Raw genomic sequence first — 25425 nt, 5'->3', positions numbered from 1 at the left:
GGTTCCCCGGCTCCTCATGCTCAAGAATGCCTTCCTGACACTGCTTTCGCTTGCCATCGCCGTCGTCGGCGGTGGCGGCAGCGTCTGGTATGCACTGAAGCTGCAGGACGGCGTCGGCGCCATCAGGATCGGCCAATGGACCGCCTTCCCCGATATCGGCACGCCGACGGCGGATCCTTATTCGAAGGCCCGCGTGGCGCGCGAAGGCGTGCTGGCGCTCGGACAGGCGGAAGGACTGTCCTTCATCGCCGAGCGCGATTCCGGCGGCGAGCAACTCAAGCGGCAATGTGCCTACAAGATTGCGGGCGGCTTTCCCACCGCCCGGTTCTGGACCCTCTATGCCGCAGATCGGTCGCTTGGCGTGATCGAGACCGGCAAGCCGAGGCTGGCTGCGCTGCAGTCCTATCAAGTGCTGCGCGAGGCCGACAATTCGGTGATCATTTCCGTCGGCAGCCGCCCGGCGCCCGACAACTGGCTGCTGACCAGCGGCGCCGGCGGGATGTACTTCGTGCTCACGTTCTATGACACGCCGATCGCCAGCAGCACCGGCCTCTCGGACGTCACGCTGCCGCAGATCCAGAAGGTCGGCTGCAATGCGTAGCCTGCTGCATGCCGTGCTGCTCGGCCTGCTTGGCGGCGGCATCGTGCACATCATCGTGCTGCTGCTCGTCCCCGAGTTTTCCGAACGCGACGCCTGGTCGCGATTGGCCATGGCTTCGGATCTCTACAAGATGACCAGGCTCGACGCCGAAGCCGGCGGCGCGCCGGTGGTGAAATCGGTCGATCCGCTGTTTTATGCGGCGGCTTGCCGCTTCGACCTTGCCGAGGGGATGGTGCGGGTCAAGGCGCCGGGAAAGGTGCCGTTCTGGTCGATATCGGTCTATGACCGCGGCGGCCACAACATCTACTCGTTCAACGACCGCAGCGCGACCGCAGGCGTGCTCGACACCGTGGTGCTGACGCCGGCGCAGATGATCGAGGTCCGCAAGAATCTTCCCGCGGAACTGCAAGGGGCGATCTTCGTCGAAGCGCCGATAGCGGAAGGCATGTTCGTCATCCGCTCGTTCGTGCCCGACGACAGCTGGAAGCCGATCGTCTCGCGGTTTCTCGAACAGAGTTCCTGCGAACTGCAGGATTTTTAACCCACTTCCGATGCTCAGTGATGCGGTACCGGCAATGTCCCCGAAGGTCCCGGCTTATCGGGGCCGACCGGCCGCGTCTCGCCGGTCAGCGGCCGCTGCTCGTAGCGGACCCCGGGAAAGATGATCACCGCCGCCGGCGTTCCCGCGGTTTGTTGTGCTCGATTGGTTGCCGCCGTTCGCGGCACGAAAGACAGTACCATGCCCATGGTTCGCGTATTCCTCTCGGTTGCCCCGGAGCACAACGCAACGCCTCCATAGTCGATTAAGGAGGCAGTAGGTTAACGGAGCGCTAACGGATCGCCGCTAAATTGATCTTTGTTCTTGGGAAACGCGAAACCGGTACAGCCCGGCAGAGCGCAGTCCAGATCGTGTCGAGTGTCGGGCGTATCCTTCGTGTCAGCTTCGGATTTCAGGCAAATCGCAGCAGGAGCTGAATCGGGAAAGGCCGAGAGGCTGTTCCGCGCCGCGGTGTCGGCGTTCTGTTCGCTCACCCGACCTTCACGCCGCGAGATCGCGCAGCTCGAAGACCTGACGCTGCCGCTTTTCGACAATGTCTCGGTCGAATCGCGCCGCTACGTCGCGGCAGCCCTTTCCGAATGCGAATATGCACCCGCCGCGCTGGTGCGGCGGCTTTGCCAGGAGCGGGTCGATATCGCCGCTCCGCTGCTCATCCGCTCGCGTGCCCTCAGCGACGTCGACCTCATCGCGCTGATCGGGCGCCACGGGCTGCCGCATGCCCGTGCCATTGCCCGCCGCAAGGATCTCAATCAAACGATCGCGGATCTCATCAAAGTGCTCGAAAGGCCGACGCTGGTGCGGTCGCAACAGCAGCCGGAAACAACCGCCAAAGCCGCGTCCGAAAACGCCGAAGTGGTTGCGAGCGATGCCAACAGGCAAGAGGCTTCCGATGCCGCCGAAACAGTACGCCGCCGGTTGCGATCCATGATGCGCGCCGAGAGCGGCACCGCTATCGGTCCGTTCGTCGAGCCGCAAACCTATGTCAAGCTGCGCGAGACCGCGCTGACCGGCAATGCGGCATTCTTCCAGACAGCGCTCGCCGATGCGCTCGAAGTCGATTTTTCAACGGCGCGGACGCTCACCACGAGCCAAAATTACACACCGCTGCTGGCCGCCTTGCGCGCGCTCGACCTCAGCGAAGACAAGGCGTTCCTGATCACGGCCACCATCTATCCGACCGAGTTTCCGCACCCGCAGGCGATCCGCATCTTCCTCGACCGCTACCGCCTGCTGCACCGCGACGCGGCGTTGGACAGGCTCCGCGGCTGGAAGGCCGACACCGTGTCGAAAATCGTTCGCAAGCCCGGGCGCGTCGCCGCAAACGCCGACCTGCGCAAGCCGAACAGCGCCGATGTTGCCGCTGTCCCAAAGGCGCGTCGCGTCTGAAAAGTTACGGCAACTTGACCGAGATAAGCTCCTCAACGGGAATGGCGCCCGCCTCGACCTCGACCACCCAGATATCGGGATCGAATTTCTTCTCGCGCTCCAGCCGCGCGTCGAAGATGGCGGCATCGTCGCCCTCGCCGAGAAGGCTGAAGAAACGGTCGTCCGGCCTGGCCGAATCGTAGCTCGTCTGCGGCGCCGGCCCGAACAGCGCCATCTCCCCCAGCCTGCCCCGCGCCAGCACGAAAACCGCGCCGGCTTCCGTCGCGCCGCGCTTGACCACGGCGGCAAAGCCGCCGGCGCTGAAAACCCGACGCAACAGCGCCGATACCCACAGGTCGGTGGTTACCCGCATGGAGAATTCCTGGCCATGCGGCGGTCCTTACAGCATTGGCCGGAAGACTGTAACCGGTCTTTGCCGAGCGACCGGCGTGCGGCCGTCACGACCCTCAGTTGGTCAGGCCGATCTCGCGCATCTTGACGTAGACGATCTCGTCGGGCTCGCCGGTCTCGGGCAGGCCGAAAAGCGCCTGGAATTCCTTGATCGCGGCCTTGGTGCGTGCGCCGACGACGCCGTCCAATTGCATGTCGTCATTGCCGAAAGCTTTCAGTCCGGCCTGGATCTTGACGATGCGGGGATCAGGTGCCGCCGCATTTGCCGGTGCGGACGCTGGAATGGCGGCTGGAACAGCGGCCGTTTCGACCGGCCGCGGCACGGGATGCGGCACCACGGCCGCGGTCGTCGGCGTGGCACCCAGTTGATCCAGCAGAATGCTGTCGATCTCGCCGGAGGCATTCAATCCGACCTTCTGCTGATAGGCCTGGATGGCCTTGCGCGTATTCGGTCCGGGAATGCCGTCGACGGGGCCGGAATAGAAATCGAGATCCTTCAATATGCCCTGGACCTGCTCGACGACCGGGTCGCTCTTGATCGGCGCAGCCGCCGGACGCACGATGTTGATGGTGGTTTCGGGCTCGTCGCTGTCCGCCCGGGGAAAGCGCTCGATGCTCCTGGTGACGAAAAACGCGCCGGCGTGCGGAAAGGGCTGGTACCAAAGAGCGTTCGCCGAGACGTAGAACAGCGTCACCAGGAATGCGGTGGAGCCGCCGACCACAACTGGGTTGCGCGAGATCAGGCTGCCCAGAGCCATCGCTCCGTGCTCGAAGGCATTGCCGCGGCGTTTGACCGCCTTAGGCTGTTTTGCGGAGCGACCCATTGCTCTCCCCTTTGCCACCGTCCGCTCTGGCTTTGGCCGCGGACATCGGCACCACGCCGGTCTTCTCCGCCGAGTGGCCCGTCGGGCCGTTCACGGGAAGGCTGATCGTTACCGTGGTGCCCTCGCCCGGCATGCTTTCGATCGACATGGTGCCGTCGTGCAGCGCCACCAGCCCCTTCACCAGCGAAAGCCCAAGCCCGGTGCCTTCGAACCGACGGGTATAGTCGTTCTGTATCTGCATGAACGGCTTGCCGAGATTGGCAAAATCTTCCTCGGCGATGCCAATTCCGGTGTCCCGGACCCAGAAATGCAGCCGCGAGCCGATCCGCTTGGCGCCGATGACGACGTTGCCGCCTTCGGGCGTGAACTTGATCGCGTTGGAGACGAGATTGATCAGGATCTGCTGCACGGCGCGACGGTCGGCATTTATTTCACCTGCGTCCGGCGCGATCTGGGCCTGCAGATCAATGGCTTTTGCCTCGGCTTGCAGGCGCATCATCGACTGGCACATCTCGACCGCTTCGCGGAAGCGGAACGGTTCCGGTTCGGTCGCATAGGCGCCCGATTCGATCCGCGATACGTCGAGTATCGAGGTGACGACGGCAAGCAGGTGCTGGCCCGAATCCCGTACCAAGCCGACATATTCCTTCTGGCGCGGATCCTTGAAGGTGCCGAACATCTCGTGCAGCAGCATGTCCGAAAAACCGATGATGGCATTGAGCGGGGTGCGCAGCTCGTGGCTGACGACGGCAAGGAAGCGTCCTTTCGCCACCTCGGCCGAGGCAGCCGCTTCATTGGCGGCGGCAAGCTCCTGGCGCAGTCCGGCCAGTTCATCATTCTCGCGCAGAACGAGCGTGAAGACAGTCTCCTGCCCCGGCGCGCGCATCATCTCGAGCGAGAACGGCCGGTAATTGTCGGCCGTCACGCCGCTGTTCTGCGGCAGCCGGACGCGAAGGTCGAGCCGGCGCGACAGAGCGCCATCGCGCATATCGGCCAGCGCGCTGAGATACGGGACGCGGTCGGACAGATGGATGCGATCGAAAAGCCCGGCGCCGAAAAGCAACTCCGGCGGCAGCCTCAGCATCGTGCGCGCCTTGGTCGAGGCGTCCAGAACCTCGCCATGCGCCGCTATTCGCAGCACGACAGCGTCGATCAGGTCTTCGAGCCGGTCGCTGCCGGCAGGATCGAGCTGTGCGTTGGCGGCGCCACGAAGTGGAGCGACACGCGGAAAGAGCGTGAGCGCCCAGGCCAGTGGTACCAGCCAGTGCCATGCGGCGATTTCGGTCTGGCCGAGCGGCAAGACGGAACCGGCGAAAGGCTGCAGCAAGACTGCGACAAGGGCCGATATGGCGCCCCAGATCACGGCACGGCGCGACTGGCCGATCCACCAGGCTTCAAACGGCAGCGCCACCGCAAGCACGGCAACCGGCGAGGCCACACCGCCGGCGGCAGCGACAAGGGCACCCAGGGCAACACTGCTCACGACCAAGGCTAGTTGGCCGGCCAGGGTGATCTTACCCGATGCAGCCACCAGCAGGGCGGCGAACCAGCAAAGGCCGAACGCGGCAAAGATCGCAGCCACAGTCACGGCCGCGCCCATGCCCGACGTGACCAGCGTCACCGCTGCACCTGCGCTGAAGAACGGAGCCGCCAGCATGACGCCAATGAACCGGCTGTGGCGGCGGCGGTCGTCCTGGCCGAGGACGGACGGATGAACCATCCGTTCGCAACCGGCGGCTATCGCGCCCGGCAACTCGGCGTATCTGGCCTTGATCGCACTCAACTCAACGCACCCGGTCGTGAACGGCCCTGCTTTGCAGGTGGCTTTTGTCGATCCGAAACTCGCATCCAGCGTTTAAGGAATGGATAAGGCTGGGCCGATCGTCCCCCGGCCGGCTGCAAATATCGGGATACCGGCGGCGAAAAACCGGGGCAATTGCCGCCATAGTAAACGGAGCGTTATCCGGACCGCCCGCGCCTGGACCTGCGGCCGAGGCCGCCAAACTGTCGCCGGTTCAAAAAATGAGCAGGAAAAACAACAGGTTGGATGGTTACCCTTTGCTGAATAAAATCTAAGTCGTTCGAGGCAAATGAATTTCAAAACGCTTCGTTTCGAATCTGCCTAAAATTTGAGGAAAACTGTTGCTTTCGGGACAAGCCGTCCTTTGCGCGTCCGTGCCAATATCGCCGTACAGGGGTCGTGCGGTTCGGATGCATGACCGTCATAAAGGACAGACAGATGGGCTTTCTGATAAGAGCTGCTTTCTGGTTTTCGCTGGTGCTTCTGGCGCTGCCGCTGGGTGTCGGCTCCGATGATGCGGGCCGTGAAAGCGTCGGACCGCTCCAGGCGCTGTTTGCCGCGCGCGAAGCCGTCGGCGACATCGCCGGCATCTGCGAGCGCAAGCCGGACGTGTGCGAGACCGGCAAATCGGCAATGCACACCATCACCGCCCGCGCAAAGGAGACCGCCAAGATCGCGGCCGCCATGCTGGACGACAAGGCCGCTGAACCCGATACGGTGACGACCACCGGCAGCGTGCCCGAGGAAATCGTCTTGCCGGCGAAAGTCGATTTGCCGGCGAAAGTGCACTTGCCGGCAAAGAACTGAGACTGTTTCGGCCGAATCCATCGCTAAACCGCAGGGCGCCCCGCTCTCGGCGCCTGCGGCGTTTCTCCTCTTTTTCCGTGACGCGGCCGCGCCGGATGACTATATCCGGGGAAATGACCACGACGATCCAGACCATCCGCGACGACTTTTCCCTGCTCGACGAGTGGGAAGACCGCTATCGCTATGTGATTGAACTGGGTGAAGCGCTGCCGCCATTTCCCGACGAGCAACGCATACAAGCCAACAAGGTGCCCGGCTGCGTCAGCCAGGTCTGGCTGACCACCGAGCAAGGCGAGGGTGCCAATCCCGTTATCACCTTCAAGGGCGATTCCGACGCCCATATCGTGCGCGGCCTGGTTGCCATCATGCTGGCGCTGTTTTCGGGACGGCCCGCCAGCGAAATCCAGAGGACCGACGCAGAGGCAACGCTAAAGGCACTCGGACTTGACGAGCACCTGTCGCCGCAGCGCGCCAATGGTCTTCGCTCGATGGTCAAGCGTATCAAGCGTGACGCCGAGGCAGCGCTGAAGCAGACCGCCTGACCGGACGGCAATTACCAGCAGTATGAAGAACTGGCGGCCCGAGCTTGGTCTCCCCACAATACAAAACGGCGCCCGAAGGCGCCGCTTGAGTGTCAAACCGGAAGAGCCGCTTGTCAGCGTCCCTTGCGCTTGCGACCGAGACCCATCTTCTTGGCGAGTTGCGAACGGGCGGCCGCATAATTGGGCGCAACCATCGGATAGCTCGGGTCCAGGTTCCACTTTTCGCGATACTGGTCGGGCGTCAGATCATAGTGGGTCATCAAGTGACGCTTGAGCGACTTGAACTTCTTGCCGTCTTCGAGACAGATGATGTAGTCGTCATGCACCGAACGCTTCGGATTTACCGCCGGCTTCTGCTTGTCGGCAGGCGGCTGCTCGGCGGCCCCGCCGACGCGCCCGAGAGCGGCATGGACATCGGCGATGAGGTTCGGCAATTCGCCGACCGGCACGGGATTGTTGCTGACATAGGCGGCCACCACATCGGCGGTGAGCTCGATCAGCGCGTCACTGTTTCTGGAAGGTGTTTCGGTAATATCCATGGCGTTCAGGCCCCAACGAGAATTGTTTCTGTTTGCGCCCGTTTCGATAGTTGGGCATCGCGCGAACTTGTGCAGGAAAAAGCCTCCGCGATTCGCGTCGCGGCATCTTAATGGGCCTGAGCGTCAAGTAAGTCAATTCGCTTCTTGCGCTCTATTCAGCGATACAAGTCAAATCTTTCATATTCAGCTTCACTCTTTCGTGCAGAGTGTAACTTTGCCGTTTTTTCTGGTCAGACCAGCATCGACTGACGCCGCGGCAACCAGCCATTACACAGACGGTGCCAGGTAAATAGAGCTCAATGCTTGATCCTGCCGGCAGCATTACAGCCTGGCCGATCGGCGGATTCAGTAAAATCATAGGTTGCGAAGCGTTACTGTTGCTCGTGAGCCGTCGGCCGGAACGGCGTGCTGCGTCACTGAAACGGGGTGATGTATTTTCCGTAGACCCAGCCCGTGACGAACTGGCCGTTCTGTGCCGGATCGTGCCAGACTTCGCACCAGCGATGGCGGATCTTCTGTTTCTGCTGCCAGTAGGTCTGCATGGTCATGTCGAGCAGGTTTATCCGGCCGGTGCATTTGCCGGTCATCTGCAGAACCGTCCCGTTGGGATAGGCGGCCTGCTTCTGCGAAGTTCCTGAAGGATATTTGCGCACATTGAGCGTGTCGCCGAACGGCACATTGGCCACTTGCCAAGCCGCAAAGGCAGTTGCATGAGATTGACCGGCATTGGCCAGGGTCATCGCAGCGACGGCGAGGGCTGCGGCAGTCCGAGAAAAAATATTCATTGTCCTCTCCTCCAGCCCGTCCCCTCAGGCCACCACGACAATAGATCATAGCCCTTGAACCCGCGCTGATCGGCGTGTTCATTCGCCATTCAAGTAACTTCCACAGCGAGACGCAATGACCAGAACTCCAGTGTTTCCGACCGCCACCCCGCCACAGCCGGAGAAGCGGCCGATCTTCGACACGCATCACGGCATGACGCGGACGGACGACTATGCCTGGCTGAGGGCCGTGAATTGGCAAGAGATGTTCAGGGATCCGTCGCTGCTCGACGGCCAGATCCGCGCCCACCTCGAAGCCGAGAATGCTTACCAGGCGGCGCTGATGGCCGATACGGTCCAACTGCAGAAACAGCTTTTCGCGGAAATGAAGGGACGCATCAAGGAAGACGATTCTTCCGTGCCGATGAAGGACGGGCCTTACGCCTACGGCTCCTCCTTCAAGCTTGGCGGCCAGCAGCCGCGTTATTTCCGCACGGCGCGCGACGGCGGCGACAAGCAGATCTTGCTCGACGGCGATGCCGAGGCCGAGGGCAAGCCCTATTTCCGCCTGGGCGGCGTCGATCATTCGGACGACCACCGCAAGCTGCTCTGGGCCTTCGACGACAAGGGTTCCGAATTCTACACGCTGCGCGTCCGCGATCTCGCCGGCGGCAACGATCTGGCGGACAGGGTCCCCGACACCGGCGGCGGCGGTGTGTGGGATGCCGGCAATGACGGTTTTTTCTACACCCGCCTCGACCCCAACCACCGTCCTTCCAAAGTGCTGTTCCATGCGCTTGGCGATAGTCCTGAAAACGACCGGCTGATCTACGAGGAAACCGATCCGGGCTTCTTCATGGATGTCGGCGGCACACGCTCCAACGAGTGGATCATGATCGGCATCAACGACCATGAGACCTCGGAATATCGCATCATGAACGCCAACGAACCGTCCGCAGAGCCGAAGCTGGTTGCGGCACGCCAGACCGGCTTGCAGTACGACCTTGAGGAAGGCGGCGACATCTTCTTCATCCTCACAAATGCCGACGGCGCCAAGGACTTCAAGATCATGACGGCGCCGGCCCATGATCCGGTGCGCGCCAACTGGCAGGAACTGGTGCCGCACGAAGCGGGCCGGCTGATCCTTTCGGTAATCGGCTTCAAGGACCACATGGTCCGGCTGGAGCGCAAGGAAGGCCTGCCACGCATCGTCGTGCGCGATCGCAAGAGCGGCGAAGAGCACCTGATCTCCTTCGACGAGGAAGCCTTCTCGCTCGGCCTGTCCGGCTCCTACGAATACGACACCGAAATCATGCGCTTTTCCTATTCGTCGATGACGACGCCGGCGCAGGTCTTCGATTACAACATGCGCACCCGCGAGCGCGTGCTGCTCAAGACCCAGGAAGTGCCGTCCGGCCACGACCCGGAGCACTATGTCACGCGCCGGCTGATGGCGCCTGCCGCCGACGGCGAACTGGTGCCGATCTCGCTCCTCCACCACCGCGACACGCCGCTCGACGGATCGGCGCCTTGCCTGCTTTACGGCTATGGCTCTTACGGCATAGCGGTGCCGGCCGCGTTCAACACCAATTTGTTTTCGCTGGTCGACCGCGGCTTTGTCTACGCGATTGCCCATGTCCGCGGCGGCAAGGACAAGGGCTATGGCTGGTACGACGACGGCAAGCGGGCGAACAAGATGAATACGTTCACCGATTTTGTCGCTGCCGCCCACCACCTCGTCGCCGAACGCTACACGCAGCATGACCGCATCGTTGCGCAAGGCGGTTCGGCCGGCGGCATGCTGATGGGCGCGGTCGCCAACATGGCGCCGCAATGCTTCGGCGGCATCGTCGCCGAGGTTCCCTTCGTCGACGTGCTCACCACCATGCTCGACGCTAGCTTGCCGCTGACGCCGCCGGAATGGCCGGAATGGGGCAACCCGATCGCCTCGGCGGAGGATTACCGGACCATCGCCGCCTACTCGCCCTACGACAATGTCGCCGCACTCGACTATCCGCCGATCCTGGCGCTGGCCGGCCTGACCGACCCGCGCGTCACCTATTGGGAGCCGGCCAAATGGGTGGCGCGGTTGCGCGACCGCAAGACAGGTGGGAATCCGGTTCTGTTCAAGATCAACATGGATTCAGGCCACGCCGGCGCCTCCGGCCGGTTTTCTAGGCTGGAGGAAATCGCCTTCACCTACGCCTTCGCGCTCAAGGTAACAGGCAAGGCCGAGCTTGCCGCGTGAAGTCGGGGGAGAGCGGTCATTGCCCTCCGTTCCGAGACGTGGCTTTCATTCGCGGTAAGAGTTGCGGAGACGCCCACCAATGATCGATCTCGCCACATTGATTGCGTATGTCGCGGTTGTGCTTGGCTTTGTCTTCATCCCCGGTCCGGCCACCCTTCTGACCGTGGCGCGGGCTACCAGTTCCGGAACCAGGGTTGGCATCGCGACCGGCGCGGGGATCGCGGCCGGCGACGTGGTTCACACCTTCATGGCGATCGTCGGCATTTCGGCGATCATTGCCACGTCGGCGGCGCTTTTCAACATCGTGAAGTACATCGGCGCAGCCTACCTCATTTATCTCGGCATTCGCGCGATCATCGAGAAAACGCCTGCCTATCCGGCCGCCGGCGCACTTGCGATCCCCGCTGCCAAAGCATTTCGGCAGGCTGTTTTGACCGAGGTTCTCAACCCCAAGACCGCGCTTTTCTTCCTTGCATTTCTTCCGCAGTTCGTGCGGCCTGAAAACGGATCGGTGATGCTTCAACTGGCGACATTGGGCGTGATCTTTGTTCTGTTGGGCCTCATCAGCACGCTGGTTTTCGCCGTGGGTGCGGGCGGCCTCGGTGCATTCCTGCGCCGAAATCCGACGGTGCTGAGATGGCAAGGCAAGGCTGTCGGCGGCATCTATTGCGCCTTGGGCATCCGGCTGGCACTGCAACAGCGCTAGGCCTCGACAGGCGACGCCGTATGAGGCTTCGGATAATGGCCAGGCACAGCTGATTTTCCGCTCGCAATTGCAAGGGCCGCGCGCTACCCAGTGCGCGGCTTTTCGCAGCCGCGCCAACACACAATCACCCAGGGATCTGCCATGTTGCTCGTCGATGTCTATCTCGACAAATCGCCCATCCAGGGCATCGGCGTCTTTGCCAAGAACCACATTGCCCGCGGCACGCTGGTCTGGAAGCTCGACCCGAAATACGACCGGCGCATCGAGGTGGAGACCTACGAGCGGGAAACCGGGCCGGTCAAAACCTATCTCGACCGCTACGCCTATCCGGACCGGCGCGACCCGAATTACATCGTCTTCGAAGCCGACGATGCGCGCTACATGAACCATGCCGACAGCCCGAATTGCGACGTCTCGCAGCCGGAGGAGACCTATGCCTTGCGCGACATTGCGCCCGGCGAGGAAATGACCTGCGACTACAATCACTTCTTCGAAACCGGCTTCGACTTCCTCGGCGACCGCTGACCCAACAGCCCGTCAGCTCGCCGGCTTCTTGCGCGCCGGATAGCCGTTGGGATGCGGCGGCACGGCTTTCAGGTACGCGGCAATCGCCGCGCGGTCCTCTGGCGTCAGCGCGGTCATGTTCCGTTGCACGTCGACCATGGCACCGCCGACCGTATCAAAATCCGGCGTGAAGCCGGTTTCGAGATAGTTGGCGATGTCGGCTTCGGACCAGTCGGCGATGCCGCCCTCGCCCGACGTGATGTTGGGCACGATGCCGCTGCCTTCCGCGGCCGCGGCGCCTGCCAGCCACTGGCTCTTCCTGGTACCGCCGGTAAGGTCCCGCGGAGTGTGGCATTCGCCGCAATGGCCGGGGCCTTCGACCAGATAGCGGCCGGCCTGCACCGGCTGCGGCGTGCCATCGGGAAAGGAAACGACCGGCTTGTCGCTCAGATAGAGCAATTTCCACAGACCAAGGCCGCGTCGGACGTTGAAGGGAAACCCCAGCGAATTGGCGGGTGCCTTGCCGGCGACCGCGGGCAAGGTCTTCAGGAACGCATAGAGATCGGCAATGTCGGCCGGCTTCATGCGCGCGTATGAAATATAGGGAAATGCTGGATAAAGATGCTCGCCCGACGGCGACACGCCCTTCAGCATGGCGTTGGCAAAGTCTTCGACCGACCAGGCGCCGATGCCGTCCTTGGTATCCTGCGAGATATTCGGCGGCACGAAGGTGCCGAATGGCGTCTTGAGCTCGAGGCCGCCGACCAGCTGAAGGCGAGCGTCGCCTTGCGAGCCAGGCTTGGCATGACAGGATGTGCAGCCGCCAGCGTAGAAGATGCGCTTGCCCCTGTCAGCGTCACCGGGGCCAAGCTGCGCCAGCGTGGCGGCACCGAGCCTGACCGGAGCCGACAGGAACCAGCCGGCAATCGCGGCGACGCCGCCCAGAACGAGGGCGGCGCCGACGAGTTTCTTCAGCAAGGGCATTGCCCGCTATCAGCCTTTTTTCACCCTGTAGCTTTGATGACAGTTGCCGCAGCCGCCGCCGATGGTGTTGAACTGTGCCTTCAACGCGTCGGCATCCGCAGGTGCCGCGGCGACCGCCGCCTTGACGTCGGCGAGGTACTTGCCTTCAGCCGTCTTGAAGCCGGCCATGTCCTGCCAGATCTTGGGAGACGCCGTGGTGTCGCCGATGTCGCTGCCCGCCGGGAACAGCGCGTCGACGCCGGCATGGAATTTCTCGGCATTGGCCTGCAGTGCCTGCAACGCCGTCAGCACCGAAGCTGCGTCGTAGGGCGTCTCGCCCTTGACCACTTTCGACAAGCCGGCGGCGATCTTGCCACGTTCCTTCATCAGGGCCTGCCGGTCAGCGACCGGGTCGGCAAATGCCGCCGAACCGGCGAAGGCGAGCATCGAGATGGCGAGGATAAGCTTTCTCATTCACTTGGCTCCATGTTGAAGGCAATTCAGGGTGCGGTCCCACCCCGATGACAAACGGCAAGGATGGCTTAAAAATTCCGACGCTTCGCCTCACGCTTGCGTGAAATTTTTGCAACTGTCGTTCTGATGCTGAAAAAGAAAAGCCCCGGTTCTGCCGGGGCTTTCTGGAACGGATCAGGCCTTTTCGTAGAGTTCGAGCACATAGTCCCAGTTGATGAGACTGTCGACGAAGGCTTCGAGATATTTCGGCCGGGCGTTGCGATAATCGATGTAGTAGGAATGTTCCCAGACATCGACGCCAAGGATCGGCGTCGCGCCATGGACGAGCGGGTTCTCGCCATTCGGCGTCTTCGAGATCGCCAGCTTGCCGTCCTTGACCGAGACCCAGGCCCAGCCCGAACCGAACTGGGTGGTGCCGGCGGCGATGAAGTCGGCCTTGAACTTGTCGTAGCCGCCAAGATCGCTGTCGACCGCTTTTTGCAAGGCGCCCGGCAGCTTGTTGCCGCCGCCGCCCTTCTTCATCCATTTCCAGAAATGGATATGATTGTAGTGCTGGGCGGCATTGTTGAAGAGCCCCGCATTCTTGCCGAAGGACTGTTTGACGGCCTCTTCGACCGACAAATCGCCCAGGCCCGCCTCGGCGGCCAGCTTGTTGCCGTTGTCGACGTAGGCCTTGTGGTGCTTGTCGTGATGATATTCCAGCGTTTCCTTGGACATGTAAGGCTGCAAAGCCTCGTAATCATAGGGCAAGGCGGGCAATTCAAAAGCCATCGGTCGTACTCCCTCGTGGAAAAATCCGGTGTCGATACCGGACTAACATAGGACTGGATTGGTCTGGAACAACTCCGGAAACGAAGCGCCGGGCCGCTTTTTAGCGGGTCAGCCGGGCGAAGTCGAATGCGCCCATTCCCAATAGAGTTCGCGCGCCTTCTTGGCCACCGGCCCGGGCTGCAGATTGCGATCCTCGATACGGGTGACCGGCACGACTTTCGAGTGGTTTCCGGTCGAGAAGATTTCGTCCGCCTCCAGGAAATCGCGGATCGACAGCGTCTTTTCCGTCGTCGTGAAACCGTATTCGCCAAGCAGGGCCATGGTGCGCGCGCGGGTGATGCCGGACAGGAAGGTCCCGTTCGGCGCCGGCGTCAGGACATGGCCGTCCTTGACCAGGAAAATATTCGAGGTCCCGGTCTCGGCGACATTGCCCAGCATGTCGAGCACGAGCGCATTGTCGAAGCCGCGCATCTTGGCTTCGAGGATGGCCCGGCCGTTGTTGGGATAAAGGCAGCCGGCCTTGGCGTTAGTCGGCATGGTTTCGATTGTCGGGCGGCGGAACGGCGACACCGTCACCGAAAAACCCACTGGCGAGATCATCGGCGATTCATAGAGGCAAAGGCAGAAACGCGTCGAGGCCGGGTCGGCCGGCACGCCCATATAGCCGCCATGCTCGGCCCAATACATCGGCCTGATGTAGACCGCCGTGTTGCCGCCGAACTTCTTCAGCCCATCCCAGGTCAGGCCGACGATCTTGTCGGTGCTCATCGTCGGTTTCAGGCCGAGCGCGATCGCCGAGGCGTTCACCCTTGCTGCATGGCGATCGAGATCGGGAGCGACGCCCTCGAACCAGCGGGCGCCGTCGAATACGCTGGTGCCGAGCCACATGGCGTGGCTGCGCGGCCCGAGGATGGCAACGTTGCCCTCGTACCAGTCGCCGTCGACGAAGGTCCATGTCGCGGATTGCGCCGCAGTCGCCAGTGTCATTGCCAGGTTCCGTTCGATGCTTGTTGCGGCGCATTGGAAGATGCTTTGGCGGCCGCCGTCAACCGGTTTGGCTGAGATTTGTTGAGGCCAGCGGGCTGGCGGACTGCAATCGGCGCTTGCGCCTTGCCTTGCGCAGCCTCAAAACTGTCGCATGCACCATGCAGCTTACGTTTTCGACGCCTATGGCACGCTGTTCGACGTGCATGCGGCCGTGCGCCGTCACGCCGACCAGATCGGGCCGGACGGCCAGTTGCTGTCCGATATCTGGCGCGCCAAGCAGCTGGAATATTCCTGGGTCAGGACGCTGATGGGGGCCTATGCCGATTTCTGGCAGCTCACCGAGCAGGCCCTCGATTTCGCCCTGCGCAAGGTTCCATCCGCCGATGCCGGGCTGAAGGCGAAGCTGCTCGAGGCCTATTGGCGGCTGGACTGCTATCCGGAGGTGCCAGCCGTGCTCAAGGCGCTCAAGGCATCGGGAGCAAGGCTGGCGATCCTGTCCAACGGTTCGCCTGAAATGCTGGAGGCGGCCGTCAAGTCCGCCGCGCTCGACCAGGTCCTGGACGACGTCTTTTCCGTCGACAGCGTCAGGCGCTTCAAGACCGACCCGTCGGTCTACGACATAGTCACCACGGGCTGGCGCCTCTATCCAGGCGCTGTCTCTTTCCAGTCCTCCAACCGCTGGGACGTTGCCGGCGCCACCAAATTCGGCTTCCGGACGGTGTGGATCAACCGCGCCAATCACCCAGAGGAATACCGGGATTTCCCACCGGCCCTGATCCTGCCGTCCCTTGAAGGTCTGGTTGCCGCGGTTTGACACCGGAAATGTTGCGTCGGCGCAACAGTGGCGATCCAGTCACAGCTTTGCCTTTGTTTGTCCACCCTGCGGCCAGAATTGGAACCGCCTATCGCGCCGAGCATTGCTCGAGCACCTGCGCACAACCGGACGCATTCATGCTTTGTTGCGATTTGAGACTTAAAAAAGGCAATCATGTTCACACCTCCATCGTCCTCTCTGCGCCTTAGCCGTCGCGGTTTCCTCAACGCCGCAGCCCTTGGCGCCGCCTCGGTCGCGGTCTCCAGTTGCACCACGCTGTCGCAACAGCCGGTCGAGCCACCGCCGCCGACCTATGTCGAGCCGGCGCTCGGCGACTATATGACGATGTATGGGCCGATGTCTGATGGCGGCTTCGAGCTGCCGGCGATACCGGTCGACAAAATCGACCCGCAGTTCCTGCGCCAGATCGTGGACGATCCGACCGGGCAGCAGCCGGGCACCATCGTCGTCGACACCACCAATCACTTCCTCTACTTGGTGCGCCCGGGCGGCCAGGCTATCCGCTACGGCGTCGGCCTCGGCCGCGCCGGCTTCGAATGGTCGGGCGATGCCGTGGTCCAATGGAAGCAGAAATGGCCGAAATGGACGCCGCCGGATGAAATGATCTCCCGGCAGCCGGAGTTGAAGCCGTACAGCGCCGATAATGGCGGCATGCCCGGCGGGCTCAAGAACCCGCTTGGCGCGCGGGCGCTCTATCTCTTCCAGGGCAACCAGGACACGCTCTACCGCTTGCACGGTTCGCCGGAATGGCGGTCGATCGGCAAGTCGGTGTCGTCGGGCTGTGTTCGCCTGATGAACCAGGACATTATCGATCTCTACGACCGTGTGCCGAACAAGACCCCGGTCGTGGTGACGGCCGATATCGGCCAGCCGATGGTGGCGACCGCAAACCGCAAAGCCATTCCGATCGACGCCGGCGTGCCGGAAGGATCGATCCTGCTCGGCCCGATAAAATCGATCACAAACTCGATCTTCTGAATTGGTCGAAAGCGCTGGAGCGGGATCTTCCTCGCTCCTGCTGATTTTGCTGCGCGTTGGCTTGCCCGTGCCGGTGCCCGCCTTCAGGTCCGATGTTTACGCCGAGCAGCGGATTTTGCCGCGCTCTGTGCAGACGCCGCCGGTGGACAGCTCATGACCCAAATACGTCTTCCGCAGGCCAGGTCGGATGACCGCTTTGCGCCGCGATGCCGGCAGCAACGACGTTGATTGCGGTTGCCCAAAAGCAGACATCTGAATGCGGCGTCGCGTTGGACGCGTTGCGCTATAAGCGGACATCGGGTCCGCAGTCTGGACCGGGAACTCGCACCGACACCACAGTCTCACCGACCGAGACTTCCGAGCGTGGCCCGCTGCTTATTGTCCCGTGTCTTGTCGGGATCTTCGATCGCCTCAACCGACTGGATGTATTCGGCAATATACTCCGGCGACAGGGCGTGTTCCCTGCCACCTGCAAGGACAAAGTCCTTATACCAGCTATAGGGTTTGAGACTGTCGTCGATGTAGTCGGGGGTGGCGAGATAGGTAAGGACCTTTCGCCTGCGACCTTTGGCGTTAATGACCGTGACCGTCGCATGCTCGTAGCCGCTTCCGGCGCCTTCGGCCTTATCTAGCTCGGCACGTTCGGCAGGATCGAAGCTGAACAGGACTCCGATCACGCTATTCTCATTGCCAGTGGCCAATGCGTTGCACTTCCCGGACTTGTCCACGCTACGTTTATGAAAACGGAGCGCATGACCCGGCAAGGTAGCGATGCCGAGTGGCTTGCAGCTCGGCATGCGTTCGCGCAGCCGGGCGGTCGACATGTTGGACCCGTAGGCAAAATAGACGACGTGCTCTGGGGGGCCGGTCTCTGTGTTCTTCAGCGCCTCGATGGTGGGATTTCCCGGCCTCAGGATCGTGCGTAGCGGTACCGTCATTATGCTGCACTCTTCGGTTTCTTCGCCTTCGCGTGTGATGATGGGCTGTCCATCCTGGAGGTCGAGGATTGGAACCGGCCTGCCGGCCCATCCGCAGTCGGCGCAGCGCGGTCGTTCCCAGAGTATACCGGGTGCCTCAGTATTCTCGCCATGTTCGGGTTCGAGATGCGGCGAGCCGCAGTTCGGGCATTCCCGAGGCACCCCGCGTAATTCGCGAATGATCAATGATGTCGCCATGCCGATGGCGTGTTGGATCAACGAGTGCGCCATCTCGGCATCAATCCAGGTGGCCGACTTTGAATGCGTCAGCCAGTTTGAAAACGTCCATGCGGACTCAAGCGCACTCTTGAGGGCCCCGCGACGCTCTTTGTTGGTGTCGCCCGGCAGAAGATCGTTGCAGATGATCTCCGTCCACGCGCGGAAGTTCGCACGTTGTGGCGGTGTATCTGTCCATATTGCCGAGTCCTGCGCGACGCCGATCAGTTCGAGAAGCGCCTCACGGCAGCGGACGCCTACGGCCTGATAGTCCGCGAGATTATGCGCCTGTGTCACGGCGGTGCCGGCTTCTTCCATCTTCTCGAATACGGGACCGAACGGGAGTATGCGTAGATCGTCTTCCTGTTGTTTTGCCGTACGCGGGATGCGAAGCATCAGGCCAATATGGAAGGTCAGAGCAAGGTCCATATTTGGGAACTGCTCCTGAGAGTAGAGGTTTGTGCCGCCGGTTATGACCCACCAGCGATCCTTGTTGGTGTGAATGTCCCACACGTCGTGACGGGTATTCAGGACGACTTCCGAGTAGACCTTCTGCATAAAGGTCACTTCGAGGTCGGGCGCCTGCCATTCAAAGTATTCTCGGACTTCCTCGACCTCCTCTTCGGTAACTTTCAACATGATCGTCTCCCGCGAAGGCTCGTCGCGCCGCGCTGCAAAGGATTGCGAAAGCCTCAACAATAGCCCGATGTCGCTAACTTTCAAAATCCGGCACGGCTACGCGGGATGTCCGCTTTGGGCTAATTCTGAGACGTTGTTCCGACCGGATTCAGCGTCCGTTGCCCCTTGCGGAGGTGCTGGAACCTGCCGGTCCGCTTCCGGCCCCGATCAAGACCTTCGGCGCATCGCCGCCAAGCGGCCGCTCTTTCCGCATAGCCCCTGTCCGCTGTCCTCCAGATCTGGCTACTGGCGCTTGATGCCAAGACAGAAGTTGCCAACACTGATCCCGCCCTTCGGTCCGATGCCCCTCACCGCCCCCTGGACAGGCTCCCCAAAATCCCGCGGACGATCGCCCGTCCGACCGACGAACCGACCGAGCGCACCACCGACTTGATTGCCGCCTCCGCCACCGTCTGGCGGTTGGATGGCCGCGGCGCCCGCCGGCCACCGCTGGGCTGAGGAGCGGGATCGTCATTGCCGAAGCCGGGAATGGTCCAGCGCGAACGGCCGCTCTCCTGCTGCTGCGCTTGTGCCTCCTGGGCGTCCTTGGCCTTTTTTTGCAGCATCTCGAAAGCCGATTCGCGATCGACGGTCTGGTCGTACTGTCCCGAAACCGGGCTCTCAGTGATCAGCTTGCGGCGCTCTTCGGGCGTGATCGGGCCAAGCCGCGAGGATGGCGGGCGGATCAGCGTGCGCTGTACCATGGACGGCACGCCCTTGGCTTCCAGCGTGGAGACGAGTGCCTCGCCGGTGCCGAGCTGCGTGATCACGGTTGCACAGTCGAAATCGGGATTGGGCCTGAACGTCTCGGCCGCCGTCTTGACGGCCTTCTGTTCGCGCGGCGTATAGGCACGCAGTGCGTGCTGCACGCGGTTGCCCAACTGCGCCAGCACCGTTTCAGGGATATCCAGCGGATTTTGCGTGACGAAATAAACGCCGACGCCCTTCGAACGGATCAGCCGGACCACCTGTTCGACGCGGTCGATCAGCACCTTCGGCGCGTCGTCGAACAGAAGATGCGCCTCGTCGAAGAAGAAGACCAGCTTCGGCTTGTCCGGGTCGCCGACCTCGGGCAGTTCCTCGAACAGTTCCGACATCAGCCACAGAAGGAACGTCGCATAGAGCCGCGGATTCAGCATCAATTTGTCGGCGGCGAGCACGCTGATAGCGCCGCGTCCATCACGCGTGGTGCGCATGATGTCGGCGATCCGCAATGCCGGCTCGCCGAAGAAATTGGCAGCGCCCTGCTGCTCCAGGACCAGCAGCGTGCGCTGGATGGCGCCGACCGAAGGTTTCGTCACATTGCCGTAGCGGGCGCCGATCTCTTCGGCGCGGTCGGCGATGTTGGCAAGCAATGACTGCAGGTCCTTCAAGTCGAGCAGCAAAAGGCCTTCCTCGTCGGCGATGCGGAAGGCGATGTTCATAATGCCTTCCTGCGCCTCGGAGAGGTTCATTAGCCGCGACAGAAGCAGCGGCCCCATCTCCGAGATGGTGGCGCGGATCGGGTGACCCTGCTCGCCGAACAGATCCCAGAAGATGACCGGGAATTCCTGGAACTCATAGGGATCGAGCTTGACCTGCTCGGCCCGCTTGACCAGAAAATCCTGCGCTGTGCCCATCATGGCGATACCCGACAGGTCGCCCTTGATGTCGGCGCAGAATACCGGCACGCCGGCATTGGAGAAACCCTCGGCCAATATCTGCAGGGTCACCGTCTTGCCGGTACCGGTCGCGCCGGTGACCAGGCCGTGACGATTGCCATATTGCAGCAAAAGCTGTTCGGGTCGCTGATAGCTGTCGTCCGGCTTGCGGCTGGCTCCCATGAAGATACTGGTGTCGTCGGCCATGTGTCCGGTCTCCGCAAACCTATAGGGTTGAATGCCCTGATCCCTTGAAGAAAAGGGAGCCCCGCCGCAGGTATAGTGAGGCCATTGCGCAGCGACAATGGGCATCGTCGAAAATGGCTTTTGGAGCTTGCGGAACCTGCCCATGTTTGGCAATCGGTTGACGGTCACCGTCACGGAAGGCGAGTTGCACGGCATGTGTGCTGCATTGTGATATGGGACAGGGGACCGTAGACTGACATAGTAGGCTGATGCGGCCGCTAGAACGAGGAGAACGGATGGGCGCCGGTGCCTTGACCCATGATGCCGACCTTCCGAACGCCGACCGGCAACGATGGCTGGCGTTGGCGGAGAAGGCGCTGGCCGGCGGTTCCTTCGAGGAAAAGCTCGTCTCGCATACGGACGACGCCATCCGCATCGAGCCGCTCTACGAGCGTTCGGTAACCGCCGAGCCTGTCGTGCGCGCCAACCCGGGATCACCGTGGATCGTCAGCCAGCGCATCGACGATCCGGACATAGGCCGCGCCAGTGCGCAGGCGCTGGAAGACGTCGCGCAGGGTGCCACCGGACTGTCGCTTGTCTTCGAGGGTGCGCCGAACGCCTTCGGCTATGGCTTGCCGAGGACGGCGGAGGCGCTGGAGGGCGTGCTCGACGGCGTGCCGCTCAACCGCATCCAGATCCGCATCGACGCCCATCCCTGGAGCCGTGCCGTGGCCGATTGGCTGGTGGCGTTCTTGACCAAGCGCCGCTCCGACCCGGCAAAGCTCAACCTCTCCTTCGGCATCGATCCGGCGGCGATATTTGCCGGGACCGGCAGGCTGCGCATGTCGATCGAAGCTTTGCAGGCTTCGATGCCGCAGTCGCTGGCGCATTTCTTTTCGATGGGGGTGCCCGGCGTGCTGCTGGAGGCCGACGGGCGGGTATTCCACAATGCCGGCGCCACCGAGGCGCAGGAGCTTGGCACTATGCTCGCCTCGGCCGTCTCCTATTTGAGGCTGTTCGAGAAGGCGCGCCAGCCGCTCGTCTACGCGGCGCCGCATATCGGTTTTGCGCTCAGCGTCGACCAGGACCAGTTCGTTTCGACGGCCAAGGTCAGGGCGTTGCGCAGGCTGTGGGCGCGTGTCCAGGAGGCCTGCTCGATACCGCCCTCCACCGCCAGCATCCATGCCGAAACCTCCTTCCGGATGATGACGGCGGCCGACCCGGAAACCAACATCCTGCGCACCACCATCGCCGCTTTCGCGGCTGCCGCCGGCGGCGCGGATTCGATCGCCATCCTGCCGCACACGATAGCGCACGGCCTGCCTGCGGGTTTTGCCCGCCGCGTTGCCCGCAACGCGCAACTGATCATGGCCAATGAAAGCCACATCGACCACGTCGCCGATCCGGTTTGCGGTTCGGGTGCGGTCGAAGCGCTGACTGCGGAGCTCTGCGCCGCGGCCTGGCAGGAGTTCCAGCAGATCGAGGCGGAAGGCGGCGTGCTGACCAGCCTTGAGCAAGGCCACATCCAGAGGCGCGTCCAGGCAGCTTCCGCCCGCCGCAACGCAGCCTACCAGGCGGACGAACGGGCGATCGTCGGCACGACGCTGCACCCGTCGAAGACCGAGCGTCCGGTCGAGACGCTGGCGGCGGAGCGGCGGCCTGCCTTCACCGAAGGCGTTGCGGTGTGCGAGCCGCTGTTTCCGATCCGCATCGATCAGTCGATCGGAGCCGTGCCATGATCCCGGATTTCAGCCAGATCGCCTGGTCGCCGCCACGGCGGGCGCCGGTCGAGGTCAAAGGCCAGCGGATGACGCCGGAAGGCATCGCCGTCAAGCATCTCTACAACCAGGGCGATCTCAAGGGCTTGCCGCATCTCGATACCTATCCGGGCCTGCCGCCCTTCGTGCGCGGCCCCTATCCGACGATGTATGTCCAGCAACCCTGGACGATCCGGCAATATGCCGGCTTCTCGACGGCCGAAGAGTCCAACGCCTTCTACCGGCGCAACCTTGCCGCCGGCCAGAAAGGCCTGTCGGTCGCCTTCGATCTCGCCACGCATCGCGGCTACGACAGCGACCATCCGCGCGTCGCTGGCGATGTCGGAATGGCCGGCGTCGCCATCGATTCCATTCTCGACATGCGCCAGCTGTTCGAGGGCATCCCGCTTAACGAGATGACGGTATCGATGACGATGAACGGCGCGGTGCTGCCGATCATGGCGCTCTATATCGTGGCGGCGGAGGAACAGGGCGTCGCGCAGAAGGACCTCACTGGGACCATTCAGAACGACATCCTGAAAGAGTTCATGGTGCGCAACACCTACATCTATCCGCCCAAACCTTCGATGCGGATCGTGTCGGACATTTTTTCCTACACGTCGACGCATATGCCGAAGTTCAATTCGATCTCGATCTCCGGCTACCACATGCAGGAGGCGGGAGCGACGGCGGACCTCGAGCTCGCCTACACGATTGCCGACGGTATCGAATATGCCCGCGCCGGCGTCGCGGCCGGCCTCGACATCGACCGTTTCGCGCCGCGCCTCTCGTTTTTCTGGGCGATCGGCATGAATTTCTTCATGGAAGTCGCGAAGCTGAGAGCAGCGCGCCTTTTGTGGGCCAGCCTGATGCTGAAGAACTTTTCGCCGAAGGACGAGCGCTCGCTGTCGCTGCGCACCCATTGCCAGACTTCGGGCTGGTCGCTGACGGCGCAGGACCCCTACAACAACATCATCCGCACCATGATAGAGGCGATGGCGGCGACTCAAGGCCACACGCAGTCGCTGCACACCAATTCCTTCGACGAGGCAATGGCGCTGCCGACCGATCATTCGGCCCGCATCGCCCGCAACACACAGCTCATCCTGCAGAAGGAATCCGGCACGACCCGGAGCATCGACCCGTGGGGCGGCTCTGCCTATGTCGAGCGGCTGACGCATGATCTGGCGGCGCGCGCGCTCGCCCATATCGAGGAGGTCGAGAGCCTCGGGGGCATGGCCGCGGCGATCGAAAAGGGCCTACCGAAGCTGCGCATCGAAGAGGCTGCCGCGCGCACCCAGGCGCGCATCGATTCCGGCGAACAGATCGTGGTCGGCGTCAATGCCCACCGTCCCGGCACGGACATCGAAGTCGACGTGCTGAGGATCGACAACGCGGAAGTCAGGGCGCGGCAATTGTCGAAGCTGCAGCGGCTGAAAGGCACGCGTGACGTCGCCGCCGTCGAGAGCGCGCTCGATGCGCTGACCCGTGCTGCCGGGAGTAACGAAAACCTGCTGGAATTCGCCATCCGGGCGGCGCGCGCCAATGCCACGGTCGGCGAGATTTCGCTGGCGCTGGAAAAGGTCTTCGGCCGCCATGTCGCCTCGGTGCAGACGATCTCCGGCGTCTATCGCAAGGCGCTCGGCGACAATCCGGTGGTCGACCGGCTGCAGGACAAGATCGTAGCGTTCGAGGAAAAGTCCGGCGGCAAGCCGCGCATTCTGGTCGCCAAGATGGGCCAGGACGGCCATGATCGCGGCCAGAAAGTGATCGCCACCGCCTTTGCCGACCTCGGCTTCGACGTTACCGTCGGGCCGATGTTCCAGACGCCGGACGAGATCGCCAAGCTCGCGGTCGAGCATGACGTGCACATCGTCGGCGCCTCGTCGCTGGCGGCCGGCCATTTGACGCTCATTCCCGAACTCAAGCATGCGCTGAAGAAGCTCGGCCGCGACGATATGCTGATCGTCGCCGGCGGCGTCATCCCACCACAGGATTATGATGCAGTCCGGCAGGCAGGCGCCACCGAAATCTTCCCGCCCGGCACGGTCATCCCGGAAGCGGCGGACCGGCTGATGGACCGCCTGCTGCAGGCCGGCTGACGCGGGTTATAATGTCTGTTGCAACGGCCATCGCGCTGAGTTATAATTAGCGTTGCAACAGGATGTCTCACCATGAACACGACCATTCGCAAGATCGGCAATTCCGAAGGCGTCATCCTGCCGAGGGAGCTTCTCGATCGTCTGAACCTGAAGGCCGGCGACCAGCTTCAAATCATTGAAACAGGTGACGGTCTTGCGCTGAAGCCGGTGGACGATAGCTTCGAGCGGCAAATGAAAGCTGCCCGCGAGGTCATGGACAAATACAAGGTCGCGCTTCAGAAGCTCGCCGAATGAGCCGTGAGTTTCTGACGCGGCGTGCAGTCGAAGCGACGCACGCCGAGCAGTTGCGCCGACACGGCGGAGCACAAGGCTTGAGGGATGAAAATGCCCTCGAATCGGCGCTCGCCCGCGCCGAGAACAAGGCCAATTACGGGGACCCGTCGGTTGAAGATCTCGCAGCCGCCTATGTCTTCGGCGTTACCAGAAATCATGCATTTGTCGACGGCAACAAGCGCACCGCTATTGTCGCGGCCGGTGCATTTCTGATCGTTAACGGTTATGCCCTGACGGCTGACAATGGCACGATCTACGAATTCGTCATGGGCGTTGCCGGCGGCGAGATCGACGAGGCTGGTGCCGCGGCGTTCTTCCGCGACCATGTCGTCAAGATCGAGGCCTAACTGGCAGTCAGCTTGACGATCTCCCACTCCTTGCCGTTGACCACGGCAATTTCGCCGACCCTCTTGCCGTACAAGGCCAAGGCCATCGGCGAAACATGGGAAATTGTGCCCTTGGCCGGATCGGCCTCATCCTCGCCGACGATCTTCCAATGTACCTTTTTGCCGTCATCGCTTTCCAGCGTGACGCCCATGCCGAAGCGAACAAGGTCGCTACCCGGCTCCGGCACGGAAAGCTCGGCGCTTTCACGTCGCGCGGTCCAATAGCGCAGGTCGCGCGAGATGAGCGCGATGCGCTCGCGGTCGGCCCTCTTCTCCGCTCTGCCCAGTTCATCGCGCAGGGCAGCCAGTTCGGCGTCGATCAGCGTCAGGCCGCGTTCCGTCACAAGATTGCGGTGCTGACTGATCGGCCGCTCGCCGATGCCGGCGATGGCGTTTTCGCTGTCTTCCTCGCGGGTGAAAGCCCTGCTCATCCGATGAACTTAGGCTCGGAATGGCAACTCCACAAGCCAT

General features: G+C 62.5%; 27 protein-coding genes. 14 read left to right on the top strand and 13 right to left on the bottom strand.

Features of this window, described 5'->3' with window-relative positions; translation table 11 throughout:
* Nucleotides 1–16 precede the first annotated feature (16 nt).
* Both NKH37_RS08740 and NKH37_RS08735 read left to right on the top strand, forming a co-directional pair.
* Nucleotides 17–601, top strand: coding sequence for a DUF1214 domain-containing protein (locus tag NKH37_RS08740; RefSeq protein ID WP_023718400.1), 585 nt, complete (start codon nucleotides 17–19; stop codon nucleotides 599–601).
* Nucleotides 594–1142 carry a DUF1254 domain-containing protein gene (locus NKH37_RS08735; RefSeq protein ID WP_023718401.1) on the top strand — a complete coding sequence of 183 codons (549 nt, stop codon included), beginning with the start codon at nucleotides 594–596 and terminating at the stop codon, nucleotides 1140–1142. Before NKH37_RS08740 ends, NKH37_RS08735 begins: the two co-directional genes overlap by 8 nt.
* Nucleotides 1143–1156: 14 nt before the next feature.
* Here the strand turns inward: NKH37_RS08735 and NKH37_RS08730 are convergent, their stop codons facing one another.
* Nucleotides 1157–1348 carry a hypothetical protein gene (locus tag NKH37_RS08730; RefSeq protein ID WP_031193791.1) on the bottom strand — a complete coding sequence of 64 codons (192 nt, stop codon included), beginning with the start codon at nucleotides 1346–1348 and terminating at the stop codon, nucleotides 1157–1159.
* 187 nt (nucleotides 1349–1535) lie between these two features.
* Between NKH37_RS08730 and NKH37_RS08725 the strand changes: the two genes are divergently transcribed.
* Nucleotides 1536–2546, top strand: a complete 1011-nt coding sequence (locus tag NKH37_RS08725; protein ID WP_023718402.1) for a DUF2336 domain-containing protein — start codon at nucleotides 1536–1538, stop codon at nucleotides 2544–2546.
* A gap of 4 nt (nucleotides 2547–2550) precedes the next feature.
* Here the strand turns inward: NKH37_RS08725 and NKH37_RS08720 are convergent, their stop codons facing one another.
* The 3 genes from NKH37_RS08720 to NKH37_RS08710 all read right to left on the bottom strand — a co-directional run bounded on the left by NKH37_RS08720 (nucleotide 2551) and on the right by NKH37_RS08710 (nucleotide 5480).
* The gene (locus NKH37_RS08720; RefSeq protein ID WP_023718403.1) at nucleotides 2551–2898 is read right to left on the bottom strand and encodes a DUF1491 family protein; all 348 of its coding nucleotides are present in this window, start codon (nucleotides 2896–2898) and stop codon (nucleotides 2551–2553) included.
* 94 nt (nucleotides 2899–2992) lie between these two features.
* Nucleotides 2993–3760, bottom strand: coding sequence for a peptidoglycan-binding domain-containing protein (locus NKH37_RS08715; RefSeq protein WP_353005163.1), 768 nt, complete (start codon nucleotides 3758–3760; stop codon nucleotides 2993–2995).
* Nucleotides 3735–5480, bottom strand: a complete 1746-nt coding sequence (locus NKH37_RS08710; protein WP_023718405.1) for an ATP-binding protein — start codon at nucleotides 5478–5480, stop codon at nucleotides 3735–3737. The genes NKH37_RS08715 and NKH37_RS08710 overlap by 26 nt, the downstream gene beginning before the upstream one ends.
* Nucleotides 5481–5999: 519 nt before the next feature.
* Between NKH37_RS08710 and NKH37_RS08705 the strand changes: the two genes are divergently transcribed.
* Nucleotides 6000–6368: a DUF5330 domain-containing protein gene (locus tag NKH37_RS08705; protein ID WP_023718406.1), complete on the top strand. Its 369-nt coding sequence runs from the start codon at nucleotides 6000–6002 to the stop codon at nucleotides 6366–6368.
* Nucleotides 6369–6481: 113 nt separating this feature from the next.
* Entirely contained in the window at nucleotides 6482–6910 is a 429-nt protein-coding gene (locus NKH37_RS08700; protein WP_023718407.1) for a SufE family protein, read from the top strand.
* 113 nt (nucleotides 6911–7023) lie between these two features.
* Here NKH37_RS08700 and NKH37_RS08695 read toward each other — a convergent pair whose 3' ends face one another.
* Together NKH37_RS08695 and NKH37_RS08690 are read right to left on the bottom strand one after the other, a co-directional pair.
* The gene (locus tag NKH37_RS08695) at nucleotides 7024–7449 is read right to left on the bottom strand and encodes a Ros/MucR family transcriptional regulator (RefSeq protein WP_023677844.1); all 426 of its coding nucleotides are present in this window, start codon (nucleotides 7447–7449) and stop codon (nucleotides 7024–7026) included.
* 413 nt (nucleotides 7450–7862) lie between these two features.
* Nucleotides 7863–8234, bottom strand: a complete 372-nt coding sequence (locus NKH37_RS08690) for an SH3 domain-containing protein (protein ID WP_353005161.1) — start codon at nucleotides 8232–8234, stop codon at nucleotides 7863–7865.
* Nucleotides 8235–8349: 115 nt separating this feature from the next.
* Here NKH37_RS08690 and NKH37_RS08685 point away from each other — a divergent pair, with 115 nt between their 5' ends.
* The 3 genes from NKH37_RS08685 to NKH37_RS08675 all read left to right on the top strand — a co-directional run bounded on the left by NKH37_RS08685 (nucleotide 8350) and on the right by NKH37_RS08675 (nucleotide 11692).
* Entirely contained in the window at nucleotides 8350–10461 is a 2112-nt protein-coding gene (locus NKH37_RS08685) for a S9 family peptidase (RefSeq protein WP_353005159.1), read from the top strand.
* 79 nt (nucleotides 10462–10540) lie between these two features.
* Entirely contained in the window at nucleotides 10541–11167 is a 627-nt protein-coding gene (locus NKH37_RS08680; RefSeq protein WP_353005158.1) for a LysE family translocator, read from the top strand.
* Nucleotides 11168–11308: 141 nt separating this feature from the next.
* The gene (locus NKH37_RS08675) at nucleotides 11309–11692 is read left to right on the top strand and encodes an SET domain-containing protein (protein WP_023718410.1); all 384 of its coding nucleotides are present in this window, start codon (nucleotides 11309–11311) and stop codon (nucleotides 11690–11692) included.
* Between the two features lie 12 nt (nucleotides 11693–11704).
* On the opposite strand, the gene NKH37_RS08670 is transcribed toward NKH37_RS08675, so the two are convergent.
* The 4 genes from NKH37_RS08670 to NKH37_RS08655 all read right to left on the bottom strand — a co-directional run bounded on the left by NKH37_RS08670 (nucleotide 11705) and on the right by NKH37_RS08655 (nucleotide 14866).
* Nucleotides 11705–12655 carry a cytochrome c gene (locus tag NKH37_RS08670; protein WP_353005155.1) on the bottom strand — a complete coding sequence of 317 codons (951 nt, stop codon included), beginning with the start codon at nucleotides 12653–12655 and terminating at the stop codon, nucleotides 11705–11707.
* A 9-nt stretch (nucleotides 12656–12664) separates the two neighbouring features.
* Nucleotides 12665–13108 (bottom strand): c-type cytochrome, encoded by a 444-nt coding sequence (locus tag NKH37_RS08665; RefSeq protein ID WP_023718412.1) that lies wholly within the window; start codon nucleotides 13106–13108, stop codon nucleotides 12665–12667.
* Between the two features lie 174 nt (nucleotides 13109–13282).
* A complete protein-coding gene (locus tag NKH37_RS08660) occupies nucleotides 13283–13879 on the bottom strand; it encodes a superoxide dismutase (protein ID WP_023718413.1) in 597 nt (198 codons plus the stop codon).
* 108 nt (nucleotides 13880–13987) lie between these two features.
* Complete coding sequence (locus NKH37_RS08655; protein WP_353005153.1) at nucleotides 13988–14866, bottom strand: branched-chain amino acid aminotransferase; 879 nt, start codon at nucleotides 14864–14866, stop codon at nucleotides 13988–13990.
* A gap of 151 nt (nucleotides 14867–15017) precedes the next feature.
* On the opposite strand from NKH37_RS08655, the gene NKH37_RS08650 reads away from it, so the two are divergent.
* Nucleotides 15018–15680, top strand: a complete 663-nt coding sequence (locus tag NKH37_RS08650; protein ID WP_352856780.1) for a haloacid dehalogenase type II — start codon at nucleotides 15018–15020, stop codon at nucleotides 15678–15680.
* A 174-nt stretch (nucleotides 15681–15854) separates the two neighbouring features.
* A complete protein-coding gene (locus tag NKH37_RS08645; protein WP_352856192.1) occupies nucleotides 15855–16679 on the top strand; it encodes a L,D-transpeptidase in 825 nt (274 codons plus the stop codon).
* A gap of 341 nt (nucleotides 16680–17020) precedes the next feature.
* On the opposite strand, the gene NKH37_RS08640 is transcribed toward NKH37_RS08645, so the two are convergent.
* Both NKH37_RS08640 and NKH37_RS08635 read right to left on the bottom strand, forming a co-directional pair.
* The gene (locus tag NKH37_RS08640; protein ID WP_353005151.1) at nucleotides 17021–18511 is read right to left on the bottom strand and encodes a gamma-glutamylcyclotransferase; all 1491 of its coding nucleotides are present in this window, start codon (nucleotides 18509–18511) and stop codon (nucleotides 17021–17023) included.
* Nucleotides 18512–18858: 347 nt separating this feature from the next.
* A complete protein-coding gene (locus NKH37_RS08635) occupies nucleotides 18859–20397 on the bottom strand; it encodes a helicase HerA-like C-terminal domain-containing protein (protein ID WP_353005149.1) in 1539 nt (512 codons plus the stop codon).
* Between the two features lie 275 nt (nucleotides 20398–20672).
* On the opposite strand from NKH37_RS08635, the gene NKH37_RS08630 reads away from it, so the two are divergent.
* The 4 genes from NKH37_RS08630 (at nucleotide 20673) to NKH37_RS08615 (ending at nucleotide 24915) form a co-directional block, all read left to right on the top strand.
* Nucleotides 20673–22115 (top strand): methylmalonyl-CoA mutase subunit beta, encoded by a 1443-nt coding sequence (locus tag NKH37_RS08630; protein WP_353005147.1) that lies wholly within the window; start codon nucleotides 20673–20675, stop codon nucleotides 22113–22115.
* Nucleotides 22112–24235 carry a methylmalonyl-CoA mutase gene (gene scpA / locus NKH37_RS08625; protein ID WP_353005146.1) on the top strand — a complete coding sequence of 708 codons (2124 nt, stop codon included), beginning with the start codon at nucleotides 22112–22114 and terminating at the stop codon, nucleotides 24233–24235. Before NKH37_RS08630 ends, scpA begins: the two co-directional genes overlap by 4 nt.
* 72 nt (nucleotides 24236–24307) lie before the next feature.
* Entirely contained in the window at nucleotides 24308–24529 is a 222-nt protein-coding gene (locus NKH37_RS08620; protein ID WP_352782374.1) for an AbrB/MazE/SpoVT family DNA-binding domain-containing protein, read from the top strand.
* Nucleotides 24526–24915, top strand: a complete 390-nt coding sequence (locus NKH37_RS08615) for a type II toxin-antitoxin system death-on-curing family toxin (protein ID WP_353005143.1) — start codon at nucleotides 24526–24528, stop codon at nucleotides 24913–24915. The genes NKH37_RS08620 and NKH37_RS08615 overlap by 4 nt, the downstream gene beginning before the upstream one ends.
* Here the strand turns inward: NKH37_RS08615 and NKH37_RS08610 are convergent.
* Entirely contained in the window at nucleotides 24912–25385 is a 474-nt protein-coding gene (locus NKH37_RS08610) for a GreA/GreB family elongation factor (RefSeq protein WP_353005141.1), read from the bottom strand. The genes NKH37_RS08615 and NKH37_RS08610 overlap by 4 nt on opposite strands.
* Nucleotides 25386–25425 lie beyond the last annotated feature (40 nt).

Origin of the sequence: Mesorhizobium sp. M1217 (genome assembly GCF_040318275.1) — a bacterium.
GTDB lineage: Bacteria > Pseudomonadota > Alphaproteobacteria > Rhizobiales > Rhizobiaceae > Mesorhizobium.
This window is presented reverse-complemented; position numbering and strand designations above follow the sequence as displayed.